Genomic DNA, 20,014 nt, shown 5'->3' with positions numbered 1-20,014 from the left:
ACCCTGCCTAAAAAACAGGGTAAGTTAGTATCGAGAATAACGGCTAATATTTAAAAGAACTCCTATTGCCATCAACATCAATGTTAGAGAAGAACCACCATAACTTAAGAACGGCAGAGTGATTCCAGTAACAGGCATTAAACCGGTGACAACACCGATGTTAATCATTACTTGAATCGCGACCATTGATATAATACCAACCGCCAAAAAGCTGCCATATAAATCCGGTGCACCAAGGGCAATACGTATTCCCCTCCATAACAACAATGCGAATAAAAGAATGATAAAGGAACCTCCAATAAAGCCTAATTCTTCAGACAAAATCGCAAATATAAAATCCGTTTGCGGTTCAGGTAAGTAAAAGAACTTCTGTCTGCTTTCACCGAGACCCAGACCAAATAGTCCACCAGGACCAATCGCATAAAGCGATTGAATAATTTGAAATCCACTGCCTAACGGGTCCTGCCAAGGATCTAAAAACGAAGTGATCCTTTTCATCCTATATGGAGCTGACGCAACCAAACCAACAAATCCTGCTAAACCTACTAAACCTAATAAAGCAAAATGCCCTACCCGAGCTCCTGCAATAAAGATCATGACCACACATGTTCCAATCATTACGGTTCCTGTGCCTAAATCTGGCTGGAGCATAATAAGAGCAAAGGCTACAAAAGCAAGACCTAATGAAGGAACCAGCCCTTGTCGAAAAGAGGTTATCAATTTCTGCCTCTCAGAGAGAAACTTAGCTAAAAAGGCGATCATTGCGAGCTTCATAAACTCTGATGGCTGGATGGAAAAGGCACCTACACCAATCCAGCTCCGCGATCCGTTCCTAACATTTCCAACTCCTGGGATGAGTACCAGAATGAGTAACACAAAGCAGGTTATTAATATGACCTTTGACCACTCTCTCCATGTCCAGTAATTGATATTCATAATAAAAAACATGGCGGCAATCCCAACCCCGGCAAAAAGTGTTTGTCTTTTCGCAAAGAAGAAGGAGTCGTCAAATTTATATTCGGCCCATATTGCACTCGCACTATAAACCATAATAAGTCCTACTGCTAATAGCGTAAATGTAACAATTAATAATATGAAATCAGGAGTTGTTCTTTTTGTCGGCACACCTAACACCTCGAGTAGCAAGTTTTAGGGCATTGAAAGTTGTCCAGCTCCAGCGACTAGGAGCTTCCGCTTTTCGTTGGACAAGCTGCCCTTACTTAAGCTTATGCACCGCTTCGATAAAAATGTCTCCCCTGACTTCAAAACTTTTATATTGATCCCAGCTTGCACATGCAGGAGATAACAAAATAACGTCGCCTGGTTCTGATAAATCAAAAGCAACCGGCACGGCCTTTTCAACATTATCGACAGTGTTAATTTGTTTTATTCCTGCTTCCATCCCCACCCGCTTAATTTTCGGTGAGGTTTGACCGAAGGTAATCAACGCTTTTACATTTTCTAAATATGGAATTAATTCATCAAATTCATTTCCACGATCAAGACCGCCTGCCAACAAGATGATTGGATTTTTAAATGCTTGTAAAGCAGGTATAGTAGCAAGTATATTTGTTGCTTTTGAGTCGTTATAAAACTTTCTCTCAGCAATTTCTGTAACGTACTGAAGACGGTGCTTAACACCAGTAAACGTTCTAAGTACTTCCTGAATAGCTTCATTACTAACACCGGTTAACTTAGCTGCTGCCATGGCAGATAAGATATTTTCTAGATTATGAACACCCGGCAGGGCAATATCATCCACCAGCATAACTTTTTCTCCATTAAAACAAATCCATCCCTCACTAATATAAGCACCCTCATTAAGTTCAAGCTTCGTTGAAAAAGGAATGCCGGCAGCTTGGGAATGTTCAGCGATTTCCCGCACTTCCTGCTGATCTGCATTAAAAATAAAGTAATCTTCAGCAGTTTGGTTTTTTGTAATATTCGCTTTTGCTTTAATATATTCAGCTCGTGTTCCATGATAATCCAAATGTGCATCATACAGATTTGTAATAATCGCGATCTTAGGTTTAAAGGTTTCGATACCCATTAATTGAAAGGATGATAATTCAATAACGATATTATTTTCTGGTGTTGCTTCTTCTGCAACACCAGATGCTACCGTACCAATATTTCCAGCAATTAACGGCCTCTTCTTACCTTCATTCAACATTTCAAAAATCAATGTTGTTGTGGTGGTTTTCCCATTAGTTCCAGTTATTCCTATGAAAGGAGCTTCTGATATTTGGTAGGCCAGCTCCACCTCTGTTAATACCGGAATACCTTTCTCAACGGCACCCTCAATGATTGGGTTTTGATAAGGAATGCCAGGATTTTTAACTATAAGTTCAAATCCTTCATCCAGAAGTTCTACAGGATGTTCGCCACAAATTACTTTAATACCTTGTTCTAATAACCCTCGCGCTTCCGGATTTTCTGATAGTGGCTTTTTATCATTTACCGTTACAAACGCACCAAGCTTATGTAAGAGCGCTGCAGCTGTTACACCACTTTTGGCTAAACCAAGGACTAGAATTTTTTTATGGAGATACGTATTTATCTGCTTCAATTATAACCACACCTCAATATAGATACCTAGTATCGCTAATATTAATCCAACACTCCAAAAAGTAACGACAACCTTCCATTCTGACCAGCCAATCAGCTCGTAATGGTGATGCAGCGGACTCATTCGAAAGATCCTTTTGCCTGTCGTTTTAAAAGAGATAACCTGTAAAATAACCGACAACGTTTCAATAACAAATACGCCGCCGATTATCACTAACAATAACTCTAACTTGGTTAGTATTGCAATGGTCGCTATCGCACCGCCTAGTGCCAGTGAACCTGTATCACCCATAAAAACCTTAGCAGGATGAGCATTAAAAACAAGAAATCCTAAAACTGCCCCGGCTACAGCAACTGAGAAGATTGCCACTTCCATCTGTGATTGGTTCCAGGCTAAGACAGCATAGGCACCAAATGCAATAGCAGCTGTACCTGAAACTAATCCGTCCAAACCATCTGTCAAATTGACTGCATTTGAGAAACCTACCAGCCAAAATACGATGAAGAATACATAAAACCAGCCAAGTTCAATGGAATAATTACTTCCAGGAACGGTGATTTCTGTAGGAAATCCATTTTGTTTATAAACAAGATAAAAAATAACGGAAATGATGATTTGCCCCAGCAGCTTTTGTCTAGAAGTTAATCCTAGATTACGCTTTAGTGCAACTTTTATAAAGTCATCTAAAAATCCAAGTAAGCCAAAACCAAAAGTCACAAGAATAAGTAAGTAAGTTTTAACAGTTGGTTCAGAAAATTTCCCTGTCATTACTAGAGTGGTAATTATAATAGAGAATAAAATCATAATTCCGCCCATCGTTGGTGTACCAGTTTTTGCTTGATGGGATTTGGGCCCTTCCTCCCGGATGCTTTGTCCAAATTTCAACCTTCTTAAGAAGGGAATAAAAATTGGAGAAAGCAGTACTGTAATCAGAAACCCCATTAAAATTGTGAAAAATATAACTTGCTCCAGCATTTTATCCCCTCCTTTCGAAATCATCTTTTAGATTTATTTTCGATATTTTTTCCAACATTACAGCTATATCATATGTTTCTTTATTTTCTTTGAGAAGTTTTTTATTCAAAAATTCGAAATTAGTCATATTCATTTTTTCTGCCTTATCTCCGTCTATTTTTTCAATGTAAGATTGTAATAGTTCTCTAACAGCTTCAATTGGGGTTTCAGTAAAAAAGATTGGAAAGTGATTAGGTGTGTATTTGGGCAGCTGTTTCTTTTTATCCCAAATGGCGGCTATCGCTCCGTTAGCGATTGCCTCTAAAAGTTCCCCCGAATTCTCATTTAACGGTATGAATAAACCTCTCGTCTGCATTGTGTTTGCATCGTCTGTTACCGTCATATAAAAATGTTCCGCTTCTTTTATACCCCTTATATCAGAGAAAAACTTTACTAAATCATTAAAAGCTAAATACATTTCTATCTCCCCTCGATAGCCTCCCGAGCAACCAGTCGGTCATCAAAATCATAAACATTACTGCCAATAATCTGGTATGTTTCGTGACCTTTACCAGCAATTAAGATCACATCACCCTCAGCGGCATGGTTGACAGCCGTTACGATAGCCTCTTTTCTATCAGGAATGGTGATGTAACTTTTCCCAAGGACACCGTCTTCCATATCTTTTAATATCGTTAAAGGATCCTCGCTCCTTGGGTTATCTGAGGTAAATATAGGATCTGTAGCATAACGACAGGCAATCTCTGCCATCAATGGTCTCTTCGTTTTATCCCGGTCTCCACCGCATCCCACTATTACAAAAATCTTCTTATCCGCAAAACTTTGTATCGTTTTCAATACATTTTCTAAACTATCAGGTGTGTGTGCATAATCAACGATTACGGTAAAGTTTTGACCTGCATTTACTAACTCAAATCTGCCGTCTACTCCCTTAACACTTTCGATTGACTCGATAATTTTTTCCATCGGTATGCCTGATACAAACGCAGTCGCAATACTTGCCAAAACATTATAAACACTAAATTTCCCAATTAATTGTATGTGAATGGAATAACTCTTCTCTTTTATTACTATTTCAAAGGAAGTCCCCGCAGAAGTCATATGAATATTTCTTGCGTGGAAATCCGCATTATTATCAATTCCATAGGTATAAACAATCGCTGCTGTAGATTTGCGATACAACTCAGACGCGGGATCATCTGCATTTAAAATGGCAAATTTCGGTTTATTCGCATCAAAAGTGTTTCCCAGCTGGGAAAATAACAAACTCTTAGCCTGCCTATAGTCTTCCATTGTTTTATGGTAATCCAAATGATCTTGGGTGAGGTTTGTAAATACCGCGATATCGTAGTCACAGCCATGGACTCTCCCCATATGGAGAGCATGCGATGAAACCTCCATTATCGCTGTATCAACGCCTTTCTCAAGCATTTGTTTGAACCCTTTTTGGAGGACAAGACTTTCAGGAGTTGTATTTTTAGTTTCAAACTTCTGGCCGCCAATTTTTGTATACATGGTTCCAATTAAACCGGTGCACCGATTTACATCGGAAAATATTTTTTCAATTAAATGACTTGTTGTTGTCTTTCCGTTTGTCCCTGTAATTCCGATTAAATGCAGTTTTTTGGTTGGATGTTGATAAAAAGCATCAGCCAGTACTGCCATTGCCCGCGTTGTATCATTAACGACTATTACCGGTACTGATAGTGGAAGTGCCCGCTCAGCTAGTACTGCCGCTGCACCATTTTTCACTGCTGATTCCGCAAAATCATGACCGTCAACCGTATATCCTTTAATACAAATAAATAAGCTTCCCTTTTGCACCTTTCGATTGTCGTTCTCAATCGAAGTGATTTCTGGATTTGTTCCTTGATAAGGAACGAGAAGGTGCAAGTGTTGAAGTAAATCATGTAGTTTCATATTCTCAAATCCTCTCTTGCCTTTAGAAAATTACCATTTTTACATAAAAAAAATTACCTTATAAAAGATTCACCTTATTTTACAGCAAAACACAGTAGAATGCTATTTATCATTGATTTTCCTATTTCATTTTTTGTAAAGGCTGTGTTAAATTTGTCTGTTGATTTGCGCTCCACTAAGGAATGCTTCTTGGAATAATCATCGCAGGGACAGGCGGTCTCTGCCTGTCCGAGGCACTTCGCTTTCCGCGGGCGGTCCGGGAAAGCCTCCTCGGCGCTGAAGCGCCTGTGGGGTCTCCCCTGCCCCGTCTCCTGCAGGACACTGATTTACTTCCGTGAATCCGCCCACGCACGAAGAAAATGCGATAGCATTTTCGAGGAGTCTTCGTGCCTTCCGCGCAAATCAACAGGGCTAAAATCAATATTTCGCTCTAACACAGCCTTTACAAAAGAACAGGCGGCGGAAATTATTCCGGCCGCCTGACTCAAATCGTTTACCTATCATTATTCATCTTTATCAAAATAAAGTCTAATGGTTGAACCTTCTTTGACTTTTGAGCCTGCTTCTGGGGACTGCCTTACCACAATATCTCCTTCACCGCTGGCGTCAATTTTAAGATCCAACAGTTGTTCTGTAATTTCTAACTTAGTCATACCTGTTAGGTCAGGCAGGGTAATCAATGGCCTATCTGGCCATTTTATTTCCTTTTCAATTTGATCTTTTCGAGGTTCTACCCCCAATGCCATAAGACCATCCTTCATAATACTGCCAACGATTGGAGCTGCTACAGTTCCACCGAAGATAAGCCCGCCTTTCGGATTATCAACCGCAACATAAACTACGATTTGTGGATCATCTGCAGGAGCAAAGCCCATAAAGGAAACGATAAAGTTATTTTCCAAATATCTGCCGTTTTGAGCTTTTTGAGCTGTTCCTGTTTTACCCCCGATCCGATAGGAATCAACAAATGCCCTAAACCCTGAACCTTGAGCGACTACCGTTTCAAGCGCATGGCGGATTTCTTTAGACGTTTCCTCGGATATTACTCTTCTTTTTGCAACGGGTGTATTTCTCATGACTACTTCCTTGGTCACTGGATCAATTAACTCTTGTGCAATATACGGCTTGTAGAGAGTCCCGCCGTTTACCGCGGCGGCTACTGCTGCAACCTGTTGGATCGGCGTTACCGAAACCCCTTGACCAAACGCTGTGGTCGCTAATTCAACCGGACCAACTCGATTTAAATTAAATAAAATACCTGAGCCTTCACCCGCTAAATCTATCCCTGTTTTTTGTCCAAAACCAAAGTCTTTTATATATTTAAACAAAGTATCTTTACCTAATCTTTGCCCTAATTCTACAAAACCAGGGTTACAGGAATTTTGTACGACCTCCAGGAAGGATTGACTTCCATGACCGCCTCTTTTCCAGCATTTCAATCTTGCCCCAGCTACTTCTACAGAACCTGAATCATGGAAATGTTCCTTTTCTAAATCAACCTTGCCTTCCTCTAAAGCGGCGGCAAGAGTGATAATCTTGAAGGTTGAACCTGGCTCATAGCTTGACCATACAGGCAGGTTTCTGTTGTACACCTCTTGTGGAACGTTCTGAAAGTTAGCTGGATCAAAGGTAGGACGACTTGACATCCCTAAAATTTTTCCATTATTGGGATCCATTGCAATCGCTATGATTCCATCTGGATTATAGGTTGCTTCCGCAATATCCAGCTCTCTCTCCATAATGGTTTGAATTTTTGTATCAATCGTAAGCTTTAAATCAAGGCCGTCTACTGGGTGTTCATAATCGTCAGCCATGTCATTCATTCTTTCCCCTTTAGCATTTGCATAAAACTTAACAGAGCCTCTTTCACCACTCAGCTCTTTATCGTAATAAAGCTCTAATCCCATTAATCCCTGGTTGTCCACCCCGGAAAATCCCAGAACATGAGAAAGATAGCTTCCGAACGGATAATGTCTTTTAGAGTCTTCTCCTATATATACCCCTTCAAGACCCAACGCCCTAATTTCTTTTGCTTTTTCATGAGAAATTTTTCTTCCTTCTTTAACCCTGACGATGGATTCGCCCTGGGTAATCTGCCGGTAAGCATTTTCTTTTGGAATATTTAATACTGCTGCCAATTTTTCAGATGTAGCTGCTGGGTCCTTAACCTGTCTAGGTACCACATATACAGTTGGAGCACTAATATTTGTTGCTAATGGCACACCATTACGGTCTATAATCTCGCCCCGCTCTGGTTCAAAAGGAATATTTCTGCTCCATGAACCCTTTGCCTGATCAGTCAGCATATCACCTAGAACAAACTGTACATATCCAAGTCGGACATCAATGATTAAAAAGATTAGAATTCCTACGAACATTGCAATCATTAACCTTTTACGGACAGTTACATTTGAAACACGCATAAAATGAACGAGCCTCCTTTATCCTACTCGTTCATTTATATGCTTGTACTAAATTGAATAGAACGATTACAACTGTTCTTCTATCACGATTAATCCCTTGGGAGATTCTCTAAATCTTCCTCAGATCCTTCGGTTTTTTCTTCCGCTTCTTTTGCTTCCATTTCTAGCTTTTCTTCCGTCGTTTTTAAATCAACGATAAGAAAATCTCCTTTGCGTAAGGAAGCACCTTCTTTAATATTTTGCTTAACAACGTAACCACTGCCTGTAGAATTTAGCTTCATTCCCGATATCTTCGCGACCTTCATTACGTCTCTAAGCGACCATCCTGTCATATCCGGTGCAGCCAATTTTCCACTCGTTTGGATTATAATTTTTTCACCTTGAAGAACGTTTGTATCCGGTGCAGGAAGCTGACCAGTGACTTTTGATCCTTTTCCTAAAACAACTACTTCTATACCTGTTTTCTCGAGTTGTTTAACTGTTTCGGAAACCCCTTGACCATCTAAATCGGCTAGTTTCGTAGTTGAGGCTTTTTCTTGCTGTGAAGGCTGAATATTTAAATACTGTAAACTATTTTTCATTACAGGATTAAAAACCATTGAAACTGGTATCGACCCCATGGAATAGTGATCGATCTCCGGTTGTTGCACAGCAACGTAAACTATTAACTTTGGATCATCTTTAGGCGCCATTCCTAAAAATGAAAAAATATAATCCTCTTGTCCATCTAAATAACCGCCGCCCTTTGGATCAGGAATACTTGCTGTTCCTGTTTTCCCAGCAACACTATAGCCATCAATCTGATATCGAGTCCCCGTACCTGTTTCCTTATTTGTTACTACCGTTTCAAGAATATCACGGACTTCCTTCGCGGTTTCAGCGGAAATTGGTGTTGAAACAACCTCAGGAGTCACATCTCTAATTACTTCACCAGTATCGTGATTGACGATTTTATCAATTACTTGGGGCTTCATCATTTTCCCGTTGTTCGCGATCGCAGTCATCGCTTGAATTTGCTGGATGGGTGTAATCGCTGTACCTTGTCCATATGCCGTGGTTGCCTTTTCGATGGGCCAAGTATATTGAATTTTTCCTGTTGTTTCAAAAGGCAAGTCAATCCCTGTCTTGCTATCAAAACCAAATTTAGTCAAATATTCACGAAACTTATCAAATCCTAACAGTTCATTTGCTATTTTTGCAAAAGCAACATTCGAAGAGCGCTGAACTCCTTCAAGATAAGAAATAGTTCCCCAGCCAGATCTCTTATGATCATGTATCGGCTTATCTTTTGATGTTACTTTATAAGAACCAGACTGGAAATAATCATTTGGGTTAAATTTATTTTCTTCAATGGCCGCAGCAAGCGTGAAAATTTTCATCGTTGAACCAGGCTCAAAAGAAGTTTCAATTGCTTCATTATGCCAGCTATTATCTATCCCTTCCTTCGTTTTAGGGTGAAAGGAAGGCCTCTGGCCCATGGCTAAGATATCGCCTGTTTTAGGATCAGCTACAATGGCAATGATTTTTTTAGGTTTATATTCCTCTACCACTTTGTTCATGGCGTCTTCCAAAAAGGTTTGAATCTTTTGGTCGATCGTTAAATAGACATCATTTCCGTTCTGTGCAGGAGTAACCTTCTGTTCTCCGTTCGGAAGCAAATATCCCCATAAATCGCTTTCGTAATTAATTTTTCCGTCCTTACCTGTCAGTGCCTCGTTTAAGGTTTTTTCAATCCCCATCATCCCAACATAATTGTAGGTTCCATCCTTTTCTTCCACTCTGTCTGCATAGCCAATCAGGTGAGAAGCAAAGATTCCATTGGGATAAAACCTTTTCGAATCGCGTTTAAACGTAATCCCCGGCAGCTTTAAGGCTTCAATTTCTTTTTTTGTTTGGTGGGAAATGTCTCTTCCTGCTTTACCAAATTCCACTTGGAACTGATCTTTGGTTAAAATACTATAAATCTCAGACTCTTCCATATCAATAATATCAGCTAATTCCCTTGCCGTTTTTTCCGGGTCAGTCACATGATTAGGCTTTTTGGGATTGGTTGTCATCTTTTTATCCAATATCGCTATTAACGTGTAAGATGTTGTATCCTCGGAGATGACTACCTCATTGCGATCATAGATTACACCTCTTACTGCTTCCAAATTTCCCGTTCTGCTGTATTTTTGCTCAGCTTTTGCTGCAAGCGGCTGTGATCCGACCTCACCAGTAAATTGAATGGTAAAGTATCTAAAAAGTAATATAAAAAAGAGCAGGCCGAATAATCCAAACAATCCGGCTGCCCCGACATTCATATATGGTTGTTTCTTGTTCATTTCTCGTGCACAACCTTGACGTTATTTTCATTCTTTACAAGACCCATTTTTGTTGCCTTTTCCAAAATGCGTTCGTAGGTACTTAACTCACTTACTTGTACTTCCAGGTCACTATTGATCTTTTGAAGCTCATTAACGGAGGTTTGGACCTCCTGAATTTCCTTATTCACCTGGTAAATTTCCGCTTGGTTCGAGATGAGATGGACGGCACCAAAACAAACCAACCCTGTAAATACGATTCCGATTATTTTCTCCCCAGGTGTAAGCCAGTGCTTTTTTGTTTTTACAATACTTTGTTCCTGTACTGTCCGTTCTACTTGCTGTTGTTGCTGAAATTTCCTGGCAAGACTACTCATTCTTTCCCCTCCACATGGTTATTTTTTATTCTCTTTATAGTTTTTCCGCAATCCGCAATTTTGCAGATCGTGCACGGTTATTATGTTCTAATTCTTCTTCAGAAGGAAGAATAGGCTTTCGGGTAATCAGCTTTAAAATTGGCTTAAATTCTTCAGGAATTATCGGTAATCCATGCGGCAGATCCGGTGTTTCACTTGCCTTTTTGAAAGACGCCTTACAAATCCGGTCTTCTAAAGAGTGGAAAGTAATAACACTGATTCTTCCTTCTGGATTAAGGATATCAATTGCTTTTTGTAAAGATTTTTCGAAAACCGCTAGTTCATCATTAACAGCAATCCTTACGGCTTGAAATATCCTCTTAGCCGGATGTCCGCCCTTTCTTCTTGCTGGGGCAGGAATCCCTTCCTTAATAAGTTCAACCAGCTCAAATGTAGTTTCAATTGGCTTAATTTCTCTTCTAGCCTCTATTTTTCGCGCAATTTGCTTTGAGAATTTCTCTTCTCCATAGCGAAAAAAGATCCTAACTAAATCCTCGTAAGACCAATGGTTTATAACATCATAGGCTGAAATATCCGCATCATTGTCCATTCTCATGTCGAGTGGTGCGTCATGATGGTAACTGAATCCTCTTTCTGGAGTGTCTAATTGGGGAGAGGAAACACCAAGGTCATATAGGACCCCATCAACTTTTTCAATCCCAAGCTGTTCAAGTTCTTCTTTTAGATATAAGAAATTGCTCTTGATTATTGTTAGCTGCTCACCATAAACGGACAATTTTTCTTTTGCATTTTTAATCGCCACTTCGTCTTGGTCGAAGGCAAACAATTTTCCGTTATCAGTAAGTTTTGATAGTATCAGGGAACTGTGTCCAGCCCCGCCTAACGTACAATCAACATAAATGCCGTCTGGTTTAATATTCAATCCGTTAACAGCTTCATCTAGTAACACAGTTGTATGTTCAAACATCATTATCACCTTTTCCAATCGAACGATATAAAACGGAGTTATAATAGAATAACTTGTCCATTATATATCAAAACCAATCATATTTTCTGCAATTTCAGCAAAAGATTCTTCAGACTCTGAAAAATAGTCTTCCCAAATCTGTTTGCTCCAAATTTCAATTCGATTGGATACTCCTAAAACTACACATTCTTTTTCTAGTTTTGCATACTGAAGTAATGGTGCTGGAATATTAATTCTTCCTTGTTTATCTAGTTCACTCTCTGTCGCACCAGAAAAGAAGAATCGGGTAAATGCACGGGCGTCTTTTTTTGTCAGGGGCAGGCCTTTAAGTTTGTCTTCGATAAGTGCCCATTCTTTTAACGGGTAACCAAACAGACATTGATCCAAACCGCGTGTGATGATAAACATTTCTCCAAGCTCTTCGCGGAATTTGGAAGGCACAATCATCCGGCCCTTATTATCAATGCTATGATGGTATTCACCCATAAACATACCCGGTACCCCCACTTTCTATTTAAAATGTACCACATTCCCCCACTTTCCTCCACCTATTTTTTAATTATTCTTTTCTTGCTTTGCTAAATCCTTTTTTTGCAGTAAATTTCTTCAAAAAAAAGGAACTTCACCCGAAGTGAAGTTCCTCAAAAAAAAAGAAAACTTCACCACCGGTGAAGTTTCTTTAAAGCTTTATTACCTTATGGGAGCCGTCAAATTCAAATTCAAGCTCCATTAACTCTGTAATAAGATTCGTTCCATACTGATTTATATAATAGAAAATGTTCCAAACCCGCTCTTGTGGAAAGCCATACGGCCGTAATGATAATTCAATACGGTTAAACTTACTTAGAATCACATTGAACTTGGATTTAACGGATTCCTCCAGCTTTCCTTCCATAAAACCAATCTGCTTTAATAAATAGGTTTCATTTTTCTTTAATAACGGTAACAAGCTGCTGTCAAGCTGATTAGTCTTTACCTCAATTCGTTCATACTGCTCTAATAACTGTGATTTTAGGGCTGAAAACAGCTCAGAAACTTCTCTATCTTTAATTGACTCTAGGTATTGGTCTCTTTCCTGCGCACTTCCCCTGCTCAAAACCTGGGATAGTTCTAAATTCAACTCATCAATATCACTTTCAATCGCTCGTTCCAGCAAGGTTATGTTTAATCTTGGAACGATTGGAGGCATTTTTATCTGAAAATGCTCAAAAACAAGCTTCAATTCGGCCCAATAAGAAATTTCACCAGGTCCAGCAATAAATGCCAGTGTAGGGAAAAGCCACTCTTGCATTAATGGCCGCGTCACCACATTATTACTAAGTTTCGCCGGGTCATGATAGGCGATTTCGATTAGTTCTTCTTTTGTAAACGAAACAACTCCACTTTTCCCCACAAAAGTATTACTTTCTGAATCAAATTCAAGCAAAATCCGTTCATTTGATTTTGGATTGTAATAAAACAAGTTGGCTGCTTTGTCATGTGTATCAATTGTGATCGGATATCCCTTTTTACCTATAATACTTTGCTGTTCAAGTAAGTAATTGGTAATTTCTCTATGCTGATCAATTTGCTGCGAAAATTGCTCAGTTTGCAAGAGACGGAAATTGCGATCACCAGAATCGACAATTAATAAGCCATAATCCTTAAAGAGCTCCATCACGATGTTAGCAAAAAAATCAACAAACGTTGAAGAATTGTTTAATGTTTTTTCTGCAAAATTGATTAGCTGCTTTGTATGATTGGTCTCACCGAAGTTTTCAATTAAATTAATGACCCACTTCCGGCAAACGTCTTTGTTTAGGGTGATATCTGAGACCATCTTCTTTTGTTTTATCTTTTCAGGGTATGACCATTTATCCACTTTATGCTCTACAGGCATAAATACATGATTTACCTCATGAAAATCATGGTCTTCCCCAGCTATCCAAAATACAGGAATGACTGGTACACCAAGCTGCCTCTCCTTTTCCTCTGCTAATTTAATAATGGAGATAATCTTATGTATTGAATAAAGAGGTCCTGTAAGGATACCTGCTTGTTGACCGCCAATAACAACTACACTATTCGTATGTTTTAGTTTTGCAAGTGAATTTTTCACCGCTTCCGATGATGGAAAACGTTCCATAAATTTCTCTATGTGACCAGCTACTTTTTCCCGAGGAAAGTGTCGATTGCTTAATTCATCTAACCTCTTCTGATCTTCGGCAAAATCATTAAACCGATAATGGAAAAAAGGCAGAATATCAGGAGATTGTTCTAAATAATTAGAAGCAAATCGATTCGTAGCTGACAATGAGAGATTTAAAATCTCCATTTAAGTACTTCCTTTCTAATCAACCATATTCATTCCATATGAGTATAGCATCATCCGACATAATAAAAAAAATCTTTGCTTAAGAAAAAGTAAAAGTCAATGCACTCCGCAGTATCCCAAATACAGTTAGGGATATATAGGCTAAAAAGAAGATTAGAAAATTAAAACGCCAAAACCCTTTAAAAACCTTAGTAAATATAATTTCACCTTTTATCTTCCAATGTATAACCACAAAAAACATTGCAATGACCAGTAAGACTAGCAGGATTAGACCAAAAAAAGATTTACCCCAAATGGTTATTAACAAAAAATGAACCGCCACTATAAAGAGAATCGTCGAGTAGTCCAATGCTTTATGAAAAGATTTTCGAGCGTTTTTTGTTATCAACTTATTTAATACATAAATGATGAAAAACCCTAGAAGAGGTACAGTTAAGAAAATGGTAATGATTGATGAAATAAATGAATTCAATTAACTCCCCCTCCGATCCTTTTCTTTGCCTTTAATTATATAATAATAGCTTTCAATGTTTGAAGCCGTTTTTTGTTGAATACCAGCTTCCTCTATTAAAAAGCCGAGTATCGCGTCAATTTCAGTCCTTCTCCCTGCTTCAAGGTCTTTAAGCATAGAGGACCGGTTATTTCCTGTTTTTTTACAAATTCTCAACACATTTCTAAACTGTTTAATAGGATCTTCCAGGTTTAGGATAAAAGTGATTTCAAGATATAGTTTTTTTACAGCAGCAAAATAGAACGTGTTTGTAATTAATTCACCATTTTTGACTTGAAGGATTGCCGTTAAAGGATTAATAACAGCATTTGCAATTAATTTATTTATCAGCATCCTATAATAATCATCTTTCAGGGTAATGGGGAAGTGAATAGCAGCGCAAACCTCAGCGAATTCCTTTATTCTTTCAACTGCTCCTCTAAATAGAGCAACATTAATAGCCCCTTTACCATTGTGAGAGACCGTATATGTATTAACTTTACTGGCCCCATGTTCAACGGAACCAACAAAAATATTCGCCGCAGGAATGTTTTTAAGTAATTTTAAATGACTCATTCCGTTTTGTAAAAATAATAGGTTTTGAGGATTAAACTCCAAACTAGCTATCTGGTGAAGAATAGAGTGAAGTTGATATTGTTTGACGGCAATAATGGTTAATTCTTCTATACCCGCCCATTTGGATATAGGAAGGGCACGGACACTAAATCTGCTTTGTGCATTTCCTTCTTGCAGGTATATCCCGTTTTGATTAATGATTGCTGCCTGTTCACTTGTTTTGGTATACAGCGTAACAGGAAAAGCCTTGCTTAAGTATGATGCAAATAATAATCCAATAGAACCAGCACCAATAATGCCAATCTTCATGATACCCACCCATTTATTGTCTTTTTTATTATATATTTTATCAGATGCTGTACCTAGTGTGTACGGTTGTCGTTAAAAAGAAATAAAACGCTTTCCAGGGGATATATAAAGAATTTTTTGTATCTTTGTTATATAATGATATTAATTCATTTTGAATCATTTATTAATAAATGAATATATACAGTTGATATGGAAATCATTTCTTAGGGGGGCTTATATATGGTGATGAAAGTTGAAAAATTGAAAATTAATTTTAAAACACTAGAGGAATTTAAAAAATTTAAAGAATACGGAATTCAAGAACTCTCCATGATCGAGGACTTAGAAGCAAATATGATTGATAATGATAGCGATTCTCCTTTTTACGGAATCTATTTCGGAGACAAACTAGTAGCTCGAATGAGTCTATATCAAATTGACGCGAAGTTTGACCGTTATTTCTATCCGCCACAGAATTATTTAGAATTATGGAAACTTGAGGTATTGCCAGACTATCAGGGCAAGGGCTATGGAAAAAAACTTGTAGAATTCGCTAAAAGTTTTGGTCTTCCGATTAAAACAAATCCAAGAGTACAATCGAGAAACTTCTGGGAGCATATGGAATTTACAAATGTTGAATACGATATGGAGCGTGACCGTGGGGAAAACCCACTTGTATGGTATCCTGAAGGTGTAGAAGCACAGCATAATTAAGAAAAGCGGAACCGCCTTGTCCAGGGGCGACAGGCATAAGACGAGCCGGCGAGAAGGTTGCTCTTTACCTTCTTGTCGGATTGGCTTATGACCCCGAGCCCCTAGGCGCTGGAGCTAGACAATAAACGTAAAAAGCGGACATCATGTCCGCTTTTTACTATTTTTCCACTCTTTCAAGATTTCCGTTTTTATCCATTTGAAATTTTACTTTTTGCTGTCGATCTTCTTCTTGTAAGACGACCATTTTTCGTGCTCTTTCCATAATTTCAATTAAAGAGCGATAGTCCTCTTCAATGGCTTTTAAATTTTTGGCTAATCTCTCATTTTCAGCTGCAAGCGAATGAGATTTCTTTTCAAGTTCTTTTATTTTTTGAATGGACTTCACTTTCGCTTCTTCGATGCTTGAAGCAGCGGCTGCTTGCTTTTGGAGATTTTCCAGGAAGTGAACAACTGCTTGGAATGTTATACCTTCACTCTTAGCTGTACTAGATGATGGCGTTTCTTCAGCGGCAAACTCTTTTGTTATCTCTTTATCCGTCGTAATACTTTGTTTTTTTAATTCTTTCCTCTGTTTTTTAGCCAATTCAATTCCTGATTTATATTGCTTCCTTACAAATGAGTTCCACCGGAATCCGCATGCCGCAGAAGTTCGAGAAAGCTGTTTTCCAACTTCCTCAAATGCTTGAAGCTGTGTCCCACCTTCTCGAATATGTCTTAACACAACTTCAGCAAGCAATAAATCTTCATCCTGGGACCATGCATCTTGGCGAGTTGGTGACATCAGTAAATCCCTCCTAGTGTTTTTATTCATACATATGCATCTACTAGAAAAGATAGACTGATAACAGATTGTCTTTATTCTTATTTCTGCATTTTTTTACTAATAAAGTTTTGGACATACTTAAGATGTGACTCACTTTCCCATAGGACACTGCAATTCCTTACTTCTTTATCTATTCTTTCTCTAAGCATGTTTTCTTCCCACTTTAAAATCCACATCATTTTATATGATTCTAATACCTTTAAGTCAATTGCTAAAAGCTTCTCCATAAAGGTCTCGCACGCAGTAATGTAATTATTTGAATAAATATGATCTACGAAGCCTACTTCTCTTAAATACTCAGCAGTCTGTATTTCAGCTTCCATTAAAAGCTTCATACTGCGTGCACTTGGTAGTTTTTCTGCTAAGATCGTTCCCCCGCCCCAGCCAGTCGTAATCGCTTGTTTACCTTGTACGAATCCAGCTTTTATCCCTTCTCTCGCTAAACGGAAATCACAAGCAGAAGCCAGTTCACACCCGCCGCCGACGGCTGTACCATTTAAAAGAGCAATCGTTGGCTTTGTTAATGTCATCAGCGAATAAAGAATGTCAGACATTTTTGAAAGCATTTCATAAGCTTCTTCCTTTGTCTGAAGTTGGTGAAAAACGGATAAATCTCCTCCTGAACAAAAAGCCTGATCCCCTTCCCCCGTAATGACAAGCGCCTTAATAGTTGGATCATTTGCCAAAGAGACAGCCTCTGTTAATCCCTGCATGACTTCATAATTAATGGCATTTCTTTTTTCGTTTCTGGTGATCGTAAATAATAAATAACCCTTATCACGTTTTTCAATGGAAAATGACAAACAGGTATCCCCCTTTTTATCCTGAATGGATATATGTATGTAAAATTTCTTTGAAAACGACAAAAGCACAAGGGCATACTGCTCCTTGTGCTTTTTATCCTAATGGAAATTAGTCGTTAACAACGTCTTTTCCTTTGTATGTTCCGCAAGCTTTACATACGCGGTGTGAAAGTTTCATTTCACCACAGTTTGGGCAGCTTACCATACCAGGTACGTTTAATTTAAAATGTGTACGACGTTTTCTTTTTACAGTTTTAGAAGTCCTTCTAAAAGGTACAGCCATTCTTCCCACCTCCTTAAAGAGTACTAAGAAAGTAATGAAGGCCAGGAATGCTGGTTCTTCACTTTGCTTCTTGTTTTGCTGATTATGATTCGGAAGAAGAATTGTTTTTGTCAAAAAACTTTGCAAGACCTGCTAGTCTTGGATCAATCTTCTTGGATTGATCTTGATCATGAACAACTTCCCAGTCCTTACCGGATTGCGGTGCCGCATCTTCATGATTAACATCATCACAGAACACCTGCATTGGTACTTCTAGTAAAAGGATTTCTCTAATGACAGGCATTAAATCAATTACTTCCCCTTTTACTTGATATACTTCCTCTTCAGTATCATATTCTGATGTTTGTAAGAGAAAAGTTTCAGTTGTTTCGACATTAATCGGAAGTTTGACATCCACTAAAGTACGAGAACAAGGCAGGATTAAATGACCCTCAATTTTCAAATGAAATGTCACTTTCGTTGAATCAATATCCCCCCGACCAGTAATATGCATCGGAGATACTTCACGAATCGATGGATCCGTTTCTTTTATTTCATCAGCTCGAATAGTTTCATCAATCAGAAAATCCTTGTTTCGATATTTTTGTAATTGGCTTAATGTCCATTTCAATTGAATCACCCCAAGGCAACAAAGGTAATTATAGCCTTCGATTATATTTTTGTCAATGTTTTTTCTTTACACCTAAAAATGTGATTTTTCATTTTACTATTCTTCTAAAAACAACCTCTTCATATTAGTTTACCCAGTAAATTCAGATTACAATCCCAGCCGCTCATTTTCGCAAACGATTATCTTATTATGGTAATTTTTGCTATAATACGATTACTATAAAAATTACGATGATTTTCAAAGATATAAGGAGAACTTTAATGATGAAAGCTGTTGGTGTAATTGTTGAATATAACCCTTTTCATAATGGTCATGCCTATCATCTGCAAGCATCAAAGGAAACAGCCCGAGCTGATACAGCTATTGCCGTTATGAGCGGGAATTTCCTTCAACGTGGTGAACCTGCCCTGGTTTCAAAATGGTATCGGACAAAGATGGCTCTGCTAAATGGAGTTGATATTGTCCTTGAACTGCCGTATCGATTTGCAACACAAAAGGCAGAGACATTCGCAAATGGCGCTGTCTCGATTCTAGACGCAATTGGCTGCGATTCACTCTGCTTTGGCAGTGAAAGCGGGGATATATCATCCTTCTTGCAGACGGTTGACTATTTGGATACACATAAAGAACGTTTTGATCAGAGTATTAAAATGAATATAAAATCAGGTGTTAGTTACCCTAAAGCATTATCGTTGTCTTTTCAATCCTTGTCAAGCCCTGAAAATATATTGAGTCTAGATAAACCAAATAATATCCTTGGTTTTCATTACGTAAAATCTATCATTCAGCAAAAAAGTTCGATCATTCCTCTCACGGTAAAAAGAAAGAATGCTGATTACCATGACGAACATTTTGCCACAGAGACCATCGCTAGTGCCACAAGCATAAGGAAAGCATTGTTTGCCAATAAAGAAGAAAAAAGCTCGATTGATCAATATGTACCGGATGCAGCAAGCACACTTTTGAAAGAATATTTAGCTGTATATGGACAATTTCACCGATGGGAAAATTACTGGGGTTATTTACGCTTTCGCTTGCTGCAAATGAGTCCAGAAGAGCTAAGAGATATTTATGAAGTGGAAGAAGGAATTGAGCACCGTTTAATAGCAGCGGCACTAGATTCCAATCATTTCAAGGAATTTATGGAAAAAGTAAAAACGAAACGATATACATGGACAAGGCTGCAAAGAATATGTGTTCATATCCTAACCAATACAAAAAAGGCTGATATAAAAAGCATTCCAGAGACCGCTTCATATTTACGGCTGTTAGGAATGACAAAGAATGGTAAAGAGTACCTGAATAAGTATAAAACCCAATTTGCTCTTCCACTCGTTTCTAAACTATCGTCCTATAAGGAAAAAGATATCTTTTTAGATATTAGGGCTTCACGGGTATATTCCTTTGGGATAGGGAACCAAACTAGTGATAGCTTATTACATCAGGAATATAAACAACCACCGATTTATTTAGGTTAAGGCTGTGTTAAACTAGGCTGTTGATTTACGCTCCAGGCACTTCGCTTTCCGCAGGCGTTGCGCTGAGCCTCCTCGGCGCTAGCGCCTGTGGGGTCTCACCT

At 38.5% G+C, this 20,014-nt stretch carries 19 protein-coding genes; 2 read left to right on the top strand and 17 right to left on the bottom strand.

What is annotated here, in order from left to right:
- Positions 1 to 24: 24 nt before the first annotated feature.
- From spoVE to ACIQAA_RS21950, 13 genes are all read right to left on the bottom strand, one after another.
- Positions 25 to 1,125: a stage V sporulation protein E gene (gene spoVE, locus ACIQAA_RS22010; RefSeq protein WP_402623717.1), complete on the bottom strand. Its 1,101-nt coding sequence runs from the start codon at positions 1,123 to 1,125 to the stop codon at positions 25 to 27.
- Positions 1,126 to 1,216: 91 nt separating this feature from the next.
- Complete coding sequence (gene murD, locus ACIQAA_RS22005; RefSeq protein ID WP_402623715.1) at positions 1,217 to 2,569, bottom strand: UDP-N-acetylmuramoyl-L-alanine--D-glutamate ligase; 1,353 nt, start codon at positions 2,567 to 2,569, stop codon at positions 1,217 to 1,219.
- Entirely contained in the window at positions 2,570 to 3,544 is a 975-nt protein-coding gene (gene mraY / locus ACIQAA_RS22000) for a phospho-N-acetylmuramoyl-pentapeptide-transferase (RefSeq protein ID WP_402623713.1), read from the bottom strand.
- 1 nt (position 3,545) lies between these two features.
- Positions 3,546 to 4,001, bottom strand: a complete 456-nt coding sequence (locus tag ACIQAA_RS21995; RefSeq protein ID WP_402623710.1) for a hypothetical protein — start codon at positions 3,999 to 4,001, stop codon at positions 3,546 to 3,548.
- A 2-nt stretch (positions 4,002 to 4,003) separates the two neighbouring features.
- Positions 4,004 to 5,464, bottom strand: a complete 1,461-nt coding sequence (locus tag ACIQAA_RS21990) for a UDP-N-acetylmuramoyl-L-alanyl-D-glutamate--2,6-diaminopimelate ligase (protein ID WP_402623708.1) — start codon at positions 5,462 to 5,464, stop codon at positions 4,004 to 4,006.
- A gap of 503 nt (positions 5,465 to 5,967) precedes the next feature.
- Positions 5,968 to 7,887, bottom strand: a complete 1,920-nt coding sequence (locus ACIQAA_RS21985; RefSeq protein WP_402623706.1) for a stage V sporulation protein D — start codon at positions 7,885 to 7,887, stop codon at positions 5,968 to 5,970.
- An 89-nt stretch (positions 7,888 to 7,976) separates the two neighbouring features.
- Positions 7,977 to 10,211, bottom strand: a complete 2,235-nt coding sequence (locus tag ACIQAA_RS21980) for a penicillin-binding protein (protein WP_402623703.1) — start codon at positions 10,209 to 10,211, stop codon at positions 7,977 to 7,979.
- Positions 10,208 to 10,567, bottom strand: coding sequence for a cell division protein FtsL (gene ftsL, locus ACIQAA_RS21975; protein WP_402623700.1), 360 nt, complete (start codon positions 10,565 to 10,567; stop codon positions 10,208 to 10,210). Before ftsL ends, ACIQAA_RS21980 begins: the two co-directional genes overlap by 4 nt.
- A gap of 34 nt (positions 10,568 to 10,601) precedes the next feature.
- Positions 10,602 to 11,534 (bottom strand): 16S rRNA (cytosine(1402)-N(4))-methyltransferase RsmH, encoded by a 933-nt coding sequence (rsmH, locus tag ACIQAA_RS21970; protein ID WP_402623697.1) that lies wholly within the window; start codon positions 11,532 to 11,534, stop codon positions 10,602 to 10,604.
- Between the two features lie 60 nt (positions 11,535 to 11,594).
- Positions 11,595 to 12,026, bottom strand: a complete 432-nt coding sequence (mraZ, locus tag ACIQAA_RS21965) for a division/cell wall cluster transcriptional repressor MraZ (RefSeq protein WP_306072615.1) — start codon at positions 12,024 to 12,026, stop codon at positions 11,595 to 11,597.
- 187 nt (positions 12,027 to 12,213) lie between these two features.
- A complete protein-coding gene (bshC, locus tag ACIQAA_RS21960) occupies positions 12,214 to 13,848 on the bottom strand; it encodes a bacillithiol biosynthesis cysteine-adding enzyme BshC (RefSeq protein WP_402623694.1) in 1,635 nt (544 codons plus the stop codon).
- A gap of 79 nt (positions 13,849 to 13,927) precedes the next feature.
- Positions 13,928 to 14,320, bottom strand: a complete 393-nt coding sequence (locus tag ACIQAA_RS21955) for a DUF3397 domain-containing protein (RefSeq protein ID WP_402623692.1) — start codon at positions 14,318 to 14,320, stop codon at positions 13,928 to 13,930.
- Positions 14,321 to 15,223, bottom strand: a complete 903-nt coding sequence (locus ACIQAA_RS21950) for a 2-dehydropantoate 2-reductase (protein ID WP_402623690.1) — start codon at positions 15,221 to 15,223, stop codon at positions 14,321 to 14,323.
- Positions 15,224 to 15,442: 219 nt separating this feature from the next.
- Here ACIQAA_RS21950 and ACIQAA_RS21945 point away from each other — a divergent pair, with 219 nt between their 5' ends.
- Positions 15,443 to 15,916: an N-acetyltransferase gene (locus ACIQAA_RS21945; protein WP_402623687.1), complete on the top strand. Its 474-nt coding sequence runs from the start codon at positions 15,443 to 15,445 to the stop codon at positions 15,914 to 15,916.
- A gap of 157 nt (positions 15,917 to 16,073) precedes the next feature.
- On the opposite strand, the gene ACIQAA_RS32425 is transcribed toward ACIQAA_RS21945, so the two are convergent.
- From ACIQAA_RS32425 to ACIQAA_RS21920, 4 genes are all read right to left on the bottom strand, one after another.
- A complete protein-coding gene (locus ACIQAA_RS32425; protein ID WP_483874188.1) occupies positions 16,074 to 16,697 on the bottom strand; it encodes an RsfA family transcriptional regulator in 624 nt (207 codons plus the stop codon).
- A gap of 80 nt (positions 16,698 to 16,777) precedes the next feature.
- Complete coding sequence (locus ACIQAA_RS21930; RefSeq protein WP_402623684.1) at positions 16,778 to 17,542, bottom strand: enoyl-CoA hydratase/isomerase family protein; 765 nt, start codon at positions 17,540 to 17,542, stop codon at positions 16,778 to 16,780.
- Between the two features lie 109 nt (positions 17,543 to 17,651).
- Positions 17,652 to 17,825: a 50S ribosomal protein L32 gene (rpmF, locus tag ACIQAA_RS21925; RefSeq protein ID WP_063251584.1), complete on the bottom strand. Its 174-nt coding sequence runs from the start codon at positions 17,823 to 17,825 to the stop codon at positions 17,652 to 17,654.
- 82 nt (positions 17,826 to 17,907) lie between these two features.
- Positions 17,908 to 18,435 carry a YceD family protein gene (locus tag ACIQAA_RS21920; protein ID WP_402623681.1) on the bottom strand — a complete coding sequence of 176 codons (528 nt, stop codon included), beginning with the start codon at positions 18,433 to 18,435 and terminating at the stop codon, positions 17,908 to 17,910.
- 260 nt (positions 18,436 to 18,695) lie between these two features.
- On the opposite strand from ACIQAA_RS21920, the gene ACIQAA_RS21915 reads away from it, so the two are divergent.
- On the top strand, positions 18,696 to 19,913 hold the full coding sequence (locus ACIQAA_RS21915) for a nucleotidyltransferase (RefSeq protein ID WP_402623678.1): 1,218 nt from the start codon (positions 18,696 to 18,698) through the stop codon (positions 19,911 to 19,913).
- The last annotated feature ends 101 nt before the right edge of the window (positions 19,914 to 20,014 follow it).

The organism is Neobacillus sp. NPDC093182, from assembly GCF_044754045.1.
Note: the sequence above shows the minus strand (reverse complement) of the source record. Positions and strands in the feature narration are given on the sequence as shown.